The following is a 14,175-nucleotide window of genomic DNA, read 5'->3' on the forward strand; positions in this document are numbered from 1 at the left end:
CGCGCCGCCGGTGGACAACTGACAATCTCGCACTCACGACCGTGCCGACGCAAACCGGCGCTCAGCAGTGCATTCTCTCAAAGCCCGTCGCCGTGGCCCGGGATCGTGCCTACGACACGCGGCCATTGACTCAACGCCTCGGGGTCCGCGGGTGATTCCCCGACGTTTTCGACCAGCCGCGACAACCTGCGGCGGCCGGTGATCCGCAGCGCCGGATGGCCCCCGCGGGTGCCGATCAGGGTGGGTGCGATGCCCACCCGCATCATGGCCGAGGCCAGCGGCGCGAAGGTGTCCGGGGCGTGCGGATCGAGCCCGAGCAGGTATCGGTCGCCTTCGGCGGTGCCCGCCGCCAGCGTCCACGCCCGCAGTTCACGCGGACCCGGCAGCCATTGCGGTGGCACGGTCTTCACCGCTCCGCGAGTCCACGCCTGGGCCAGCCCACGCAAGCGCGCGTCGACCGCGGTCCGCACCAACGGGGTGTCTTCCTCGGTGCGGGTGACCTCCGACAGCAGACCGGCCTGGCCGATCAGCTCGGCCAGCGCCACAGCCCGCCATTGGGCGTCGACCACGACCGACAGCCGCGCTCCGTCACCCGCCACGACGATCTGCCCCGGGCCAGCCAGCACCCCGGTGAGGTCGGCAACGCTGGGCGGCACCGACTCTGCCGAAAAGAAGGAAAGCTGGCTCACGTCACCGACAGTAAGCCGGTCCACCATCCGGCGGCATCCGGGGCGGTCTTAGCCGCCCGAAACGAAACCCCCCGGCTTAGCTCCGTTGGCGGGAGCTGCCCGGGGGGTGACGTCAAATTCCGTTGCTCAGACGGCGCGGACGCCCGTGGCCTGGGGGCCCTTGGGGCTCTGCCCGACCTCGAACTCCACCCGCTGGTTTTCCTCGAGGGTGCGAAAGCCGGACCCTTGGATTTCCGTGTAGTGGACAAACACGTCCGCCGACCCGTCTTCAGGCGCGATGAAGCCGAAGCCCTTTTCTGCGTTGAACCACTTCACAGTTCCCTGTGGCATTTGTCGATCTTTCCTTACTCTTCTTGCCCGGTGCGGTGCGCACCGTTGTTCGGGGCACCGATTTTCGCTGCCCCGGGCCTGTTCCGGCCGCCGTACCCTGGCGGACGGTCGGTGCTGACACCGACGCTCCCCCGCGGGCACTGCGGCCGCAACCACAGATCCTGCGAAGGCTTAACACGAACACAGAAGCTACGACCGCCCATCAGTCAACCATGTTCGTTGCGTTGAGGACAGACTGCGGTGCCGAAATCTCGGCCGAAGGGTGAACAATACGGCGGCGGACATTCGAGGCCGGCGGTTCAGCGAGACTCGACGTAGGAGAGGCGAAGCTGGGACCGCCGCATAAACCACGCAATTGAGGATGGGACCATGACGGCGAATTTCGGCGGTGAATTGCTGGCCGCCGCGCTCGCCGGGGTCGAGGCCGGTGAAGATCCGCTGCGTCATGTCGCCGATCTGCCGGCGTCCGCGGGCCAAGCGGGCGCCTGGCCGGACTGGGCCGAGCCCGACGTGATCAGCGCCTTCACCGGACGCGGGGTCGAGGCGCCGTGGTCGCATCAGCTGGCCGCCGCCGAACTTGCGCACGCCGGGCGTCACGTGGTGATCAGCACCGGTACGGCGTCGGGGAAATCGCTGGCCTACCAACTCCCGGTGCTGCAGGCACTGGTGACCGATCCCCGCGCCCGGGTGCTCTATCTGTCGCCGACGAAGGCGCTGGGGCACGATCAGCTGCGCGCGGCGCACACGCTGACCGCGGCGGTGCCACGACTGGGTCGCGCAGCCGGAGCCGTCGCACCCACCGCCTACGACGGCGACAGCGCCGCCGAGATCCGCCGGTTCGCCCGGGAACAGTCCCGCTGGGTGTTCTCCAACCCGGACATGATCCACCTGTCGCTGCTGCGCAACCACGCCCGCTGGGCGGCGTTCCTGCGCGGGCTGCGCTTCGTGATCGTCGACGAATGCCACTACTACCGGGGGATCTTCGGCTCGCACGTGGCGATGGTGCTGCGACGGCTGCTGCGGTTGTGTGCGCGTTACTCCGCACCGGGGGCGCCGGCCGGACCCACCGTGATCTTCGCCAGCGCCACCACCGCATTGCCGGGCGCCAGCGCCTCAGCGCTGATCGGCCAGCCCGTCGCGGAGGTCACCGAGGACGGCTCGCCGCACGGGGCCCGGACGGTGGCCCTGTGGGAGCCGGCGCTGCGCACCGATGTGACCGGTGAGAACGGCGCGCCGGTACGCCGTGCCGCCGGCACCGAGTCGGCCCGGGTGATGGCCGACCTGATCGCCGAGGGGGCTCGCACCCTGACCTTTGTGCGCTCGCGCCGGGGCGCGGAACTCACCGCGCTGGCGGCCCGCACCCGGCTGGAATCGGTTGCCCCGGCGCTGGTCGACAAGGTCGCCTCCTACCGGGCCGGATATCTGGCCGAGGATCGCCGCGCCTTGGAGCGCGCGCTGGCCGACGGTGAGCTGTATGGCCTGGCCACCACCAACGCCCTGGAGCTCGGCGTGGACATCGCCGGGCTGGACGCGGTGGTGATCGCGGGCTTCCCCGGCACCGTGACCTCGTTCTGGCAGCAGGCCGGCCGGTCCGGCCGGCGGGGCCAGACGGCGCTGATCGTGCTGGTCGCTCGCGACGACCCGCTGGACACCTACCTGGTGCATCACCCCGCGGCGCTGCTGGACAAGCCGATCGAGCAGGTGGTGATCGACCCGGCAAACCCTTACGTGCTGGGACCGCAGCTGCTGTGCGCGGCCGCCGAACTGCCGCTGACCGTCGCTGAAGTGGCGCAGTTGGGCGCCGAGCAGGTGGCCGACGCTCTGGTCGAGGACGGGTTGTTGCGTCGGCGGTCCGAGAAGTACTTCCCGGCGGCCGGCCTCGACCCGCACGCAACCGTGGAAATCCGCGGGTCCGCCGGTGGGCAAGTGGCGATCGTCGAAGCCGACACCGGCCGGCTGCTGGGCAGTGTCGACGCCGGGCGGGCGTCGGCCACGGTGCACACCGGGGCGGTGTATTTGCATCAGGGCGAGAGTTATGTGGTCGATTCGCTGGACACCGAGCGCCAGATCGCGTTCGTACACGCCGAGGATCCCGGCTACGCGACGTTCGCACGCGAGATCACCGACATCGACGTGACCGGAGCCGGCGAACGCGCCTGGTTCGGTCCGGTCAGTCTCGGCCTGGTGCCGGTGACGGTGACCCGTCAGATCGTCGGCTATCTGCGGCGGCTGCCGACCGGGGAGGTGCTGGACTTCATCGACCTGGACATTCCACCGGCGACACTGCCCACCACGGCGGTGGTCTACACCGTCACCGCCGCGGCGCTGGCGGACTGCGGAGTGGCCGAGACGGCGATACCGGGGGCGTTGCATGCCGCCGAGCATGCGGCGATCGGGCTGCTGCCGCTGGTGGCCAGCTGCGATCGCGGCGACATCGGCGGCCTGTCCACCGCGGCCGGTCCGGAAGCGCTGGGCAGCCTGCCCAGTGTCTTTGTTTATGACGGCCATCCTGGCGGTGCCGGCTTCGCCGAGCGCGGATACCGCGCGGCGGCCACCTGGCTGACGGCGACGGCGGAGACGATCGAGTCCTGCGAATGTCCGCACGGCTGCCCCTCGTGCGTGCAATCGCCCAAGTGCGGCAATGGCAATGACCCGTTGGACAAGGACGGCGCGGTGCGGGTGCTGCGATTGGTGCTCGGCAGGCTCGACGGCGCGCACTAGGCGATCGGGACTGCGGGAGTCGGCCGACCCCCCGAACGGCCGACTCCCCCGAGCCCTTACCCCTGCCAGCTGCGTCGCAGCGACAGGCGTCACGGTGCAAGAAACACCGGGGACAGTAAGACGAACGGTCGAGAAATGCGATCCGCTCCCAACCCGATGCATGACCGGATGCGGCCGTAAGTTACCGGCTAAACCGGATCCTTCGCAACTTGGCAGGGTGCCGCGCTGGGGGGAAGCGGCGTCAAATCCGGGAAATAACTCGCTGTTGACGCTGGTAGAAGGGCGGCAGACGTAATATCGGCGAATTATGGCGCACGATTGGCTGCTGGTGGAGACCCTGGGGGGTGAACCGGCAGTCGTCGCGCAAGGGCGTCAGCTGAAGAACCTGGTGCCGATCACCCAGTTCCTGCGACGCAGCCCGCACCTGGCGGCGATTCAGACCGCGATCGCCGAAGCGGTGCGGACCGGCCAAAGCCTGGCCAGCATCACTGCACGCCGCGACCGGGTGATCCGCACCGAACCGGTGGTGATGTCCGATGGCCGGGTGCACGGCGTGCATGTCTGGACCGGACCGGCCGACATGGAACCACCGGAACGGCCCATCCCGGGCCCGCTGAAGTGGGACCTGACCCTGGGAGTGGCCACCGACACCGGGGAGTCGCTGGCCAACAGCGGCAAGGACCCCGAGGTGGAGGCCACCCACGACCGGGCGTTCGTCGAAGAGTTGCCCGCTCGCGAGTTCAGCCCCAATGAGAACAAGGTGTTGGCTCTGGCGATCCGGGCCGAACCCGGGCAGACGATCTGCAGCACCTGGGATGTCACCGATTTCAACGGCGAGCCCGTTCGGATGGGCTTCGTGGTCCGCACGGCTCGCGAGACGGTTCCCGGCGGACGTGAGCACTTGGTGACGCGCGGGATGAACTGGCGGGGCCAGTTCGACGGCGCGGTGCAGCGCCCCGACTTCCTTGCGCAGCAGATCCTGCACGCACTGGCCCAGCCTGGCGTGCACCGGGCCATGGTCGATCTGGCCAACCGGCGGTTGCTGAAGTGGCTGGATGAGCCGTGCCCGTTCTACGACTGGCGCAGTCCGGCGGACGTAGCGCGGGTCCATCCCGACGACCAGGTGCAGATCGCCCGGATGGAAGACGACCTGGCCCGCTCCCAGGCCCCGGCGAGCGGGGTGCTGCGGCTGCGTCAGATGGACGGCGGTTGGGCGCCGGTCCACGTGACGGTCAACAAGGTGGAACTCGAAGAAGGCACCGTGGCCGGGCTGGTCGCGCTGCGCCTGCCCGCCGATGCCGAACTCGCCGACGCTGGTTTGAGCGCCACAACCGAAGCCCCCTAGCCGACCGGCCCGGCGCGCGCCGTCGCCCGGGCGGGGCTTAGCCGCCAGCCGGGCACCGGCATCGCGACGGTGATCACCACATCGAGTCCGTCGACGGTGCAAGTCATTTCACCGGCGTGCATCCGCGAGCCCAGCATCGTGGCTTGAGCGCAGGCGGTAGCGGGCCCGGCGGGAAGCCGGCCCGCACCGCCCAACGCCGCCAGGTCGGCGATGGCCTGGGCACGGTGTCGGGCGATGATCGCGGCACCGAGCACGAAGCCGCCGCCGGTGACGCTCAGCAGCACCGCGACCATCGCGGCGGCGGCCACGGTGGCCCCGCCGGCCTCACTGCGACGGCTCGGCCGCCGCGACCGCTTCGGCGGCAATCGCCAAGCCGGGCAACAGAACCGGTTGGGCGCTGACGCGGGCGACCACCACGTCACCCTCGGAGCGCAGCCGGACCGTCGCACCGGCCGGCGCGAGCCGTCGCACCACCGCGGTGACCGCTGGGACGTCTCCGCGCGCCGCCAGCCGGGCGGCTTCCCGGGCGGCGTCGACGCAGCGGATCTGGGCGGACACCGCGCTGATCCCGGCCAGGCACAGCACCAGCACCGAGACCAGGGCCGCCAACGCGAACGCTGCCTCGACAGTGCTGGCGCCGGAATCCTCGACAAAGCGCGCACGGCCGGTCACGACCCGTCAGACCTTGGTGTTCAGCGCTCGCCCGATGACGCGATTCAGTGCCGACACGATCGAGTCACCGGTGACCACGGTGTAGAGGATCGCGCCGAAGGCCGCGGCAGCGATCGTCCCGATTGCGTATTCCACCGTGGACATCCCGGACTCATCGGATGCCAGCAGCACCATCTTCAGCGAGATGACACGAAACATATTGCGTGCCTTTAATGCCCGCGTTTTCACAAGCGCCTCCTTCAGCCGTACTTTTCTTCGACTCTCGCGGCGTGTCCGCGAAGCATTTCCCGAATCACAGCAGCCCCGACCGCAACACGTCGCCGGCCAGCCCGGCCACCACCGGCACGATGCCCAGGCACACGAATGCGGGCAGGAAGCACAGTCCGAGCGGCCCGGCGATCAGCACTCCGGCCCGCTCCGCAGCGGCGGTGGCCGTATGCGCGGCCTCGTCGCGGCACTGTGCGGCCAGTTCGCCGAGCCCGACGGCCAGCGCAGCACCGGAGGACCCCGACCGTCTCGCCAGGCGCAGCACCGCGGTGGTGGTCGGGTCGAGTGCCCTGGCAGCCGGACCGCTCGGCGCCGACCAGGCGACGCCCGGTTCGGCACCCAGCGCCAGCAGGTCGGCGCCGCGGCGCAAGGCCCCGGCCAAGTGCGGCGGCGCGTGCCGGGCGGTGGCCGCGGCCGCACCGGAGACAGACATCCCCGCGGTCAAGCAGAGCGCGAACACGTCCAGGTCGGCGGCCACCGCCAGCGCGTCGGTGCCCGGCACTGCCCGGCGGGGCGGCGGATGGTTGGGCCGGGGCAGCCCGGCCCGCGTCCGCACCGTCGCCGGTCCGGCGGCGGCAAGCAGTGCCGCAGCCAGCAAGATCGCGGCGGCAGTCATGTGACCGCCTGCGCGGTGATCCGGTCCGACCACAGCAGCCCGACGCAGACCAGGCCCACCCCGACCAGCGCCAGCACCCCACCCGCTCCGCCGAGGAGAAAGGCGACCGGGCGGGCTCCGATCAACTGACCCAGCAGCACACCGAGCAGCGGCAGACCGGCCAGGAGCGTCGCCGAGGCGCGGGCGCCGGCCATGCCCGCTTCGGCCCGCGCCGAGAACCTTTGCCGGGCAGTGATATCGCGTTGCGCGGCGTGCATCAGGGTGGCGATCGCCACGCCGTGCTGTCCGCCGAGTTGCCAGTAGGCGGCGAGCCGCTCCCACTGCGAGGGCAGCGCCGAGGATGCGGCCGCATCACGCAGGCCGGTCGCGACGTCGGCCCCAAGCCGGGCCCGGGCGGCGACGCCGCCCAGACCGGCGGCCACCGCGGGATGGTGGGATTCTGCGGCCGCAATGGCGAATGCCCGCACCGGATGCGCTCCGACGCGCAGCTCACCAGCCAGGGCATCCAAGGCAGTCTCCAAGGCGCGCGATTCCGCGACGGCCCGGCGGCGGCGCAGGCCACGGCGGTGACGCAGGGCGGCAGTGGCCCCCAACAGGACTCCGGCCAGCCACGTGCTGAGCGGCAGGGCCAGCGCAGCCAGTACAGCGGCGCCGGCCACCGTGCCGATGAGGCTCCACCCGCCGGCCCGCCGGGCGGCCCGGCCGCCAGGCGCGCGACCGTTCGGTGCGATGCGGCGGCGCGGCGAAACTCCGAGCAGCGCCGCCGCGGCCAAGGCCAGTGCGGCGGCCACCGGGCCGCTCACGCGGGCATCCGATCGCGCAGCAGGGCACGGAATTCGACGGCCTGGTCGGTCAGTCCACGCCCGGCCTGCCACACCGGCGCGGCCTGCACGTGGCCCGCGGCGGTGCGGCGCAGCATCGAGATGTCGGTGAGCCGGCGTTTGCCGTCGCGGTCTCGCGCGACGTGCACCAGTACCTGGACGGCCGCCGCCAGCTGGCTGTGCAGGCCCGCACGGTCCAGACCACCCAGTGCGGCAAGCGCTTCCAGGCGGGCCGGGACTTCGGCCGGGCTGTTGGCGTGTACGGTTCCCGCGCCCCCGTCATGGCCGGTGTTCAATGCGGCAAGCAAGTCGACCACTTCGGCGCCCCGGACCTCACCGACCACCAACCGATCCGGCCGCATCCGCAGCGCCTGCCGGACCAGCTCGCGCAACCCCACCTCGCCGGCGCCTTCGACGTTGGCCGCGCGCGCCACCAGCCTGACCAGATGCGGGTGGCGGGGCTGCAATTCGGGGGCGTCCTCGACGCAGACCACCCGCTCGCCTTCGCCGACCGCGCCGAGCAGGGCGGCCAGCACGGTTGTCTTGCCGGCGCCGGTGCCCCCGGAGACCAGAAACGCCAGCCGAGCGGCGATGATGTCGGCCAGCAGGGCCGCCGCGGCCGGCGCGATGGCGCCCGTGGCCGTCAGTGCGGCGAGGTCTTGGGTGGCCGGGCGCAGGACCCGCAGCGACAGGCACGTCCCGTCGGCCGCAACGGGCGGCAGGATCGCGTGCAGGCGCACGGTGAACTCACCGGTGCCTCCGACGTTGAAGCCGTGCAACTGCCCGTCGACCCAGGGCTGGGCGTCGTCGAGTCGACGGCCCGCAGCCACCGCCAGGCGTTGAGCCAGCCGACGCACAGCCGGTTCATCGGCGAACCGAATCTCGCTGCGCCGCAAGCCCGTCCCGTCGTCAACCCACACCGCATCGGGGGCCGTGACCAGGACGTCGGTGGTGCCCGACGCGCACAACAGTGGTTCCAGCACCCCGGCGCCGGTCAGTTCGGTCTGCAGGACCCGCAGACTCGACAGCATCTCGGTATCGCCGAGCACCCCACCGGATTCGGCCCGGATCGCGGCGGCCACGGTCTGTGGGCGCAACTCTGACGATCCCCCGGACTCCGACGCCAGCCGCTCCCGGACCCGGTCGATCAGCGAATCCCTCATGAAGCCAGGACTTTCCGCTGGGGCAACATTTCGATGACCCGGCCGGCCGCGACCGCCAGCGCGGAGCGGCGATGCAACCGCAGCCTCTCGTGTTCGAGCCGCTCCGCCAGCCGAGGCTCGGCCCGCACTGCGGCCAACAGCGGCAGTCCGACGATCTCTGCCAACTCCACGGCCCGGAGTCCGCCGGGGGCCGGCCCGCGCACCACCAGGCCGACGTTGGGGTTCACCGCGCGCAGGCGCGGCACGAGCGCGGCACCGGCCGCGCAGGACCGTACGTCGCACGGACTGACCACCACGACGAGATCGGCAGCGCTCAGTGCGCCCTCGACCGGGTCGGCCCACGCGCGGGGCAGGTCGCAGACCACGGTGACCCCGCCACGACGGCCCGCGTCCACGACCGCGTCGACGGCGCCGGCTTCGACCTCGGTGGGCTCATGGCCCGACTCGCCCCGCCGGGCGCCCGACAGGACACTCACCCCATCCCGGCGGGGCAGCGCTGCGCGCAGCGCCGGCCAGGTCAACCGCCCGCTGTGCTGCGTCAGGTCGCGCCAGCGCAGGCCGCCGGCATTTTCGGTGCCTACCAGCAGATCGATACCCCCGCCCCACGCGTCGAGGTCGAGCAACAGCGCATCGCCTGCGCGCTGGGCCAGCGCCGTTGCCAACAGTGACGCGCCCGCGCCGCCACGTGCGCCGATCACCGCGATGACGTCGCCGCGGCGCGCCCCATCCCGGGCCGACTCGCCGGCTTCGGCCAGCTCGGCCACCAGCTCGTTGCCTTCGGCGGGCAGCGCCAGGACCCGTTGCGCCCCGACGGCGACACCGGCTTGCCAGGTGAGGGTGGTGGGCTGGCCGCTGGTGAGCACAACGACATGGGGGCGGCGCGGCAGCCGGACCGGGCCGCAGCGGGCGGCCGCCTGCTCGTCGAGCACCACGGCCGCAGCAGCCGACCAGGCCCTGCGGTTCGGTATCTCGGCGCCGAGGTGGATGACGCGGACACCCACCGCCGCGGCCACCCGGTCCAGTTCGTCGCGCAACACCGACGGGGTGACGAGGGCCAACAGGCCGGTGGTTGCGCTCACCGCCTCACCGTGACGCGGCGGCCCCCATCACGCCACCCAATACCGGGCAAGTGTGGATGAAATTCCGGACTGTGGAGAACTTCGAGTTATGTGCTACCGGACAAACCAAACTAATGGTATGAAAAGCCAGATCTATAACACGTTCCAGTCAACGGGAGGGGGCTCCGGCGAACAAATTACCGGTTAAAAAAGACGACCCCCGCCAGGGGGGGAGGAGGCGGAGGTCGTCGCGTATCAACCCCGGGGGGTCGGGCCGATACACCCTCAGCATAAGCCGAGTGATGCCACTATACACACGACAGGGTGGTCCGGCGCAAGTGTTTGCAAGTGTTGCTATCAAATGGCGACCCATATCTCGCACTACGTGTGAAGTGCTCTTTCTGCCGTAGCACCGGGCTGACCGACCTCCCGGACCTATGCTGTGGCGGTGTCCGCAACCACCCCGCAGCCGCAGTCACCGCCTACCTCACCTGCGGCCCCTGCCGACCTCGCCGGGACTCCGCGAACCCGCACCGCAGCCTTCCTGGACCTCGACCAGACGGTCATCGCGAAGTCCAGCGCGCTGGCGTTCAGCAAACCCTTTATGGATCAGGGACTGATCAATCGCCGCACCGTGCTCAAGTCGAGTTACGCGCAATTCCTGATGCTGTTGTCCGGCGCCGACCACGATCAGATGGAGCGGATGCGCGCCCACCTGACCAACATGTGCACCGGCTGGAACGTGGAACAGGTCAAGGCGATCGTCAACGAGACGATGCACGACATCGTCACGCCGCTGATCTTCGCGGAGGCGGCCGAGTTGATCGCCGACCACAAACTCTGCGGTCGCGACGTGGTGGTGGTCTCGGCCTCCGGGGAGGAGATCGTGGCGCCCATCGCCCGGGCGCTGGGGGCAACCCACGCCATGGCGACCCGGATGGTGGTCGCCGACGGCAAGTACACCGGCGAGATCGCGTTCTACTGCTACGGCGAAGGCAAGGTGCAGGCCATCCGCGAGCTGGCCGCCCGCGAGGGCTACCCGCTGGAGCACTGCTACGCCTACTCGGACTCGATCACCGACCTGCCGATGCTGCAGGTGGTCGGGCATCCGTCGGCGGTGAACCCCGACCGCGCACTGCGCAAAGAAGCGATCGCCAACGGCTGGCCGGTGCTGACCTTCTCGCGACCGGTCTCGCTGCGTGACCGCATCCCGGCGCCGTCCGGCGCGGCGCTGGCCACCACCGCCGCAGTCGGTGTCAGCGCGCTGGCTGCCGGCGCCCTGACCTACTCGCTGCTACGCCGACTGGCGCCCTGATCGAACGCCCAGCAAACACCACTGGTCACAATCCGATGACGCGGTACACGCCGTATGCGATTGGCCCTTGCTGTGCCGTGCGTCACGTAGTACAAAGGAAGCACGGAAGCCGGCAAGGCCAGGGTCGACCCGGAAGAGAAGGATCGATCTCCCGAGCCGCACTTCCCAGTACGGAGAACGGTACCCACGCGGAGCCACAGCCGCGAAGATGGCAGAAGTGTTGCGGGCCTGCGTAATTGCGGAACGTGATCGGTGTCGCCAGCCCTTTGGGTGGGGCTGCAGCCGAAGAACACCGCAGGAGCGCCGAGGCCACCCACGCAGCCCAAGTTGGACGCTTGGTAACCGTGTACCGTACTAGCGGGCGGCGAGCCGAATCCTTCGGAGCGCCGCCCGCTTCGTCTTTCCTGGGCCTTCATCGAGCGGCCCGGATCAGCGCCTAGCGCCCGGCCTCAGCAATCCCCAGCGCATCGAGCGCACCGGTGCGCATCGCGCCGCAACACAGCAGCAGCCAGGCGGTGACACCCTCGGCTGAGCCGCTCGCGAAGTCCGCCGCCGCCCGCCGGTAGTCACGCGCCTTGCGCATCCAAGTCACCTCGGGCACCCCCAGCCCATGGCGGTCCAACCCGCTGGCGATGGTGACCAGCCGGGCCGCGCCGCGGGCCACTACGCCGTCGGCACTACCGAACGGCGCCAGCGTCAGCAGCTCGCCGTGCACCACCGCGGCGAAAACCGGGGCCGCCACCGACGTGCCGCCGGTGGCCAGGTCGGCCAGCATCTCCAGCCGGCGGCCGACGGCAGCACCGCCCTCGGGCCGGCCGAGGCGCTCCTCCTCGACGAGATCCGCGGCGGCCAACACGTGCAGCCGAGCCAAGGCCTGCAGCGGTGCGCGCCGCCACACCTCGACCAGCGTGGTCTCCCCGCCCTCCAGAGCCTGGGCCACCCGCAGGGCACCGGCGAACACCGGGTCGGAGGTGGCGGCGGCGTCCACGGCCGCTGGCCCCCCGTCGAGCACCGACGACGCCCGCGCCGCCCGCAGGGAAGCCTCCGCGGCGCTGACCGGCCAGCCCCGCATATTGGTCTTGTGCCGGTGCACCCGAGCCAGCTCGTCGCGGACCTGCTCACTGGCATCGGCGACACCGGGCAACTGGACTAACGGGGCCAGTGGATCCTCCGCAGTGGTCACGGGCTGTGACACTACCGTCGAGGTGATTAGGCTCCTGACCGTGACCGCAACCCCTGCCGCTTCAGCGCCGTCGTACCCGCCCTCCGCCGAGTTCGCCGCCCAGGCCAACGCGGGTCCCGAGTTGTACCGCGCAGCCGAGTCCGATCGGCTCGCGTTCTGGGCCGAGCAGGCCAACCGGTTGAGCTGGGCAACGCCCTTCACCGAGGTGCTCGACTACGCAGACGCCCCGTTCGCGCGCTGGTTCGCCGACGGCAAGCTCAACGTCGCCTACAACTGCGTGGATCGCCACGTGGAGGCCGGCCACGGCGACCGGGTGGCGATCCACTGGGAGGGCGAGCCGAGCGGGGACGCCCGCACCATCACCTACGCGGACCTGCAGGCCGAGGTCTCCCGGGCGGCCAACGCGCTGACCGAACTCGGCCTGGTCGCCGGTGACCGCGTGGCGATTTATCTGCCGATGATCCCCGAGGCGGTCGTCGCGATGCTGGCGTGCGCGCGCCTGGGCGTGCTGCACACCGTGGTATTCGCCGGGTTCTCCGCGCATGCGCTGCGGTCTCGCATCGACGACGCGCAGGCGAAGCTGGTGATCACCTCCGATGGGCAGTTCCGTCGGGGACAGCCGGCGCCGCTGAAACCCGCGGTCGATGAGGCGGTCGCGGAGGCTGAAACCGTCGAGCATGTGCTGGTGGTGCGTCGCACCGGTGTTGAGGTGTCCTGGACGCCGGACCGCGACCTGTGGTGGCACGACGTGGTGGAGTCGGCCTCACCGCAGCACACCCCCGAGGCGTTCGAGGCCGAGCAGCCGCTGTTCCTGCTCTACACGTCGGGGACCACCGGCAAGCCGAAGGGCATCATGCACACCAGCGGTGGCTACCTGACCCAGGCCGCCTACACGCACCATTACGTCTTCGACCTCAAGGCCGCCTCCGACGTGTTCTGGTGCACCGCCGACGTCGGGTGGGTCACCGGGCACACCTACGCGGTGTACGGGCCGCTGGCCAACGGCGCCACCGAGGTGATCTACGAGGGCACCCCGGACTTCCCGGACCACCACCGACACTTCCAGATCATCGAAAAGTACGGTGTGACAATCTATTACACCGCACCGACGTTGATCCGAACGTTTATGAAGTGGGGCCGCGAGATCCCCGACGCGCACGATCTGTCCAGCCTGCGGCTGTTGGGTTCAGTCGGTGAACCGATCAACCCGGAGGCCTGGCGCTGGTACCGGCGGGTGATCGGCGCGGACGCCGTCCCGGTGGTCGACACCTGGTGGCAGACCGAAACCGGCGCGGCGATGATCACCCCGCTGCCCGGTGTGGCCGCGGCCAAGCCGGGCGCCGCGATGACGCCGCTGCCCGGGATTTCCGCGCGCATTGTCGACGATCACGGTGATCTGTTGACTCCGAATGAGACTGCCGGGGAACCGGTGTCGGGCTACCTGGTGATCGACCAGCCGTGGCCGTCGATGACCCGCGGGATCTGGGGTGACCCGGAGCGTTTCATCGAGACCTACTGGTCGCGGTTCGCCGAGCAGGGCTGGTACTTCGCCGGCGACGGCGCCCGCTACGACGCCGACGGCGACATCTGGGTATTGGGCCGGATCGATGACGTGATGAACGTGTCCGGGCACCGCATCTCCACCGCCGAGGTGGAGTCCGCGCTGGTCAGCCATGAGGCGGTGGCCGAGGCCGCCGTGGTCGGCGCTATCGATGAGCAGACCGGCCAACGGATCTGTGCGTTCGTGGTGCTGGCGGCGTCCCACAGCCACGTGGGCGGCACGATCGTCGACGAGCTGCGCGAGCGCGTGACCGTGGAGATCTCGCCGATCGCCAAGCCCCGCAACGTCCATATCGTCCCGGAGCTGCCCAAGACCCGCAGCGGCAAGATCATGCGGCGGCTGCTGCGCGACATCGCCGACGGCCGTGAACTCGGCGACACCTCAACCCTGGTGGACCCCGGCGTCTTCGACGCGATCCGGGCGGCCGATTAGCT

The 14,175-nt window shown here is 70.5% G+C and carries 14 protein-coding genes; 4 read left to right on the plus strand and 10 right to left on the minus strand.

The genetic code is table 11. The features are described from left to right. Positions 1-77: 77 nt before the first annotated feature. A complete protein-coding gene (locus K3U94_RS21505; protein ID WP_220694962.1) occupies positions 78-689 on the minus strand; it encodes a hypothetical protein in 612 nt (203 codons plus the stop codon). Positions 690-815: 126 nt separating this feature from the next. Continuing rightward, positions 816-1,019: a cold-shock protein gene (locus K3U94_RS21510; protein ID WP_005138711.1), complete on the minus strand. Its 204-nt coding sequence runs from the start codon at positions 1,017-1,019 to the stop codon at positions 816-818. A gap of 369 nt (positions 1,020-1,388) precedes the next feature. Here K3U94_RS21510 and sftH point away from each other — a divergent pair, with 369 nt between their 5' ends. Both sftH and K3U94_RS21520 read left to right on the plus strand, forming a co-directional pair. Then, complete coding sequence (sftH, locus tag K3U94_RS21515; protein ID WP_220694963.1) at positions 1,389-3,740, plus strand: DNA 3'-5' helicase SftH; 2,352 nt, start codon at positions 1,389-1,391, stop codon at positions 3,738-3,740. Positions 3,741-4,047: 307 nt separating this feature from the next. After that, positions 4,048-5,085 (plus strand): PAS domain-containing protein, encoded by a 1,038-nt coding sequence (locus K3U94_RS21520; RefSeq protein WP_220694964.1) that lies wholly within the window; start codon positions 4,048-4,050, stop codon positions 5,083-5,085. Here K3U94_RS21520 and K3U94_RS21525 read toward each other — a convergent pair. From K3U94_RS21525 to ssd, 7 genes are all read right to left on the minus strand, one after another. After that, the gene (locus tag K3U94_RS21525) at positions 5,082-5,393 is read right to left on the minus strand and encodes an Rv3654c family TadE-like protein (RefSeq protein WP_230987277.1); all 312 of its coding nucleotides are present in this window, start codon (positions 5,391-5,393) and stop codon (positions 5,082-5,084) included. The genes K3U94_RS21520 and K3U94_RS21525 overlap by 4 nt on opposite strands. Positions 5,394-5,409: 16 nt before the next feature. Beyond that, positions 5,410-5,757: a TadE family type IV pilus minor pilin gene (locus tag K3U94_RS21530; RefSeq protein ID WP_220694966.1), complete on the minus strand. Its 348-nt coding sequence runs from the start codon at positions 5,755-5,757 to the stop codon at positions 5,410-5,412. Positions 5,758-5,763: 6 nt separating this feature from the next. Further along, the gene (locus tag K3U94_RS21535) at positions 5,764-5,955 is read right to left on the minus strand and encodes a DUF4244 domain-containing protein (RefSeq protein ID WP_047319834.1); all 192 of its coding nucleotides are present in this window, start codon (positions 5,953-5,955) and stop codon (positions 5,764-5,766) included. Between the two features lie 94 nt (positions 5,956-6,049). Further along, positions 6,050-6,640: a type II secretion system F family protein gene (locus K3U94_RS21540; protein WP_200900666.1), complete on the minus strand. Its 591-nt coding sequence runs from the start codon at positions 6,638-6,640 to the stop codon at positions 6,050-6,052. Further along, positions 6,637-7,443, minus strand: a complete 807-nt coding sequence (locus K3U94_RS21545) for a type II secretion system F family protein (RefSeq protein WP_220694967.1) — start codon at positions 7,441-7,443, stop codon at positions 6,637-6,639. Before K3U94_RS21545 ends, K3U94_RS21540 begins: the two co-directional genes overlap by 4 nt. Beyond that, positions 7,440-8,624, minus strand: a complete 1,185-nt coding sequence (locus K3U94_RS21550; protein WP_220694968.1) for a TadA family conjugal transfer-associated ATPase — start codon at positions 8,622-8,624, stop codon at positions 7,440-7,442. The genes K3U94_RS21545 and K3U94_RS21550 overlap by 4 nt, the downstream gene beginning before the upstream one ends. After that, positions 8,621-9,703 carry a septum site-determining protein Ssd gene (ssd, locus tag K3U94_RS21555; protein ID WP_275564534.1) on the minus strand — a complete coding sequence of 361 codons (1,083 nt, stop codon included), beginning with the start codon at positions 9,701-9,703 and terminating at the stop codon, positions 8,621-8,623. The genes K3U94_RS21550 and ssd overlap by 4 nt, the downstream gene beginning before the upstream one ends. A gap of 427 nt (positions 9,704-10,130) precedes the next feature. On the opposite strand from ssd, the gene K3U94_RS21560 reads away from it, so the two are divergent. Next, positions 10,131-10,997, plus strand: coding sequence for an HAD-IB family hydrolase (locus K3U94_RS21560; RefSeq protein WP_047319881.1), 867 nt, complete (start codon positions 10,131-10,133; stop codon positions 10,995-10,997). Positions 10,998-11,433: 436 nt separating this feature from the next. On the opposite strand, the gene K3U94_RS21565 is transcribed toward K3U94_RS21560, so the two are convergent. Next, positions 11,434-12,180, minus strand: a complete 747-nt coding sequence (locus K3U94_RS21565) for an oxidoreductase (RefSeq protein ID WP_220694969.1) — start codon at positions 12,178-12,180, stop codon at positions 11,434-11,436. Between the two features lie 40 nt (positions 12,181-12,220). Here K3U94_RS21565 and acs point away from each other — a divergent pair, with 40 nt between their 5' ends. Further along, a complete protein-coding gene (acs, locus tag K3U94_RS21570) occupies positions 12,221-14,173 on the plus strand; it encodes an acetate--CoA ligase (RefSeq protein ID WP_220694970.1) in 1,953 nt (650 codons plus the stop codon). Positions 14,174-14,175: the final 2 nt, after the last annotated feature.

Origin of the sequence: Mycolicibacter heraklionensis, assembly GCF_019645815.1 — a bacterium.
In the GTDB taxonomy this organism is placed as follows: Bacteria; Actinomycetota; Actinomycetes; order Mycobacteriales; family Mycobacteriaceae; genus Mycobacterium; species Mycobacterium heraklionense.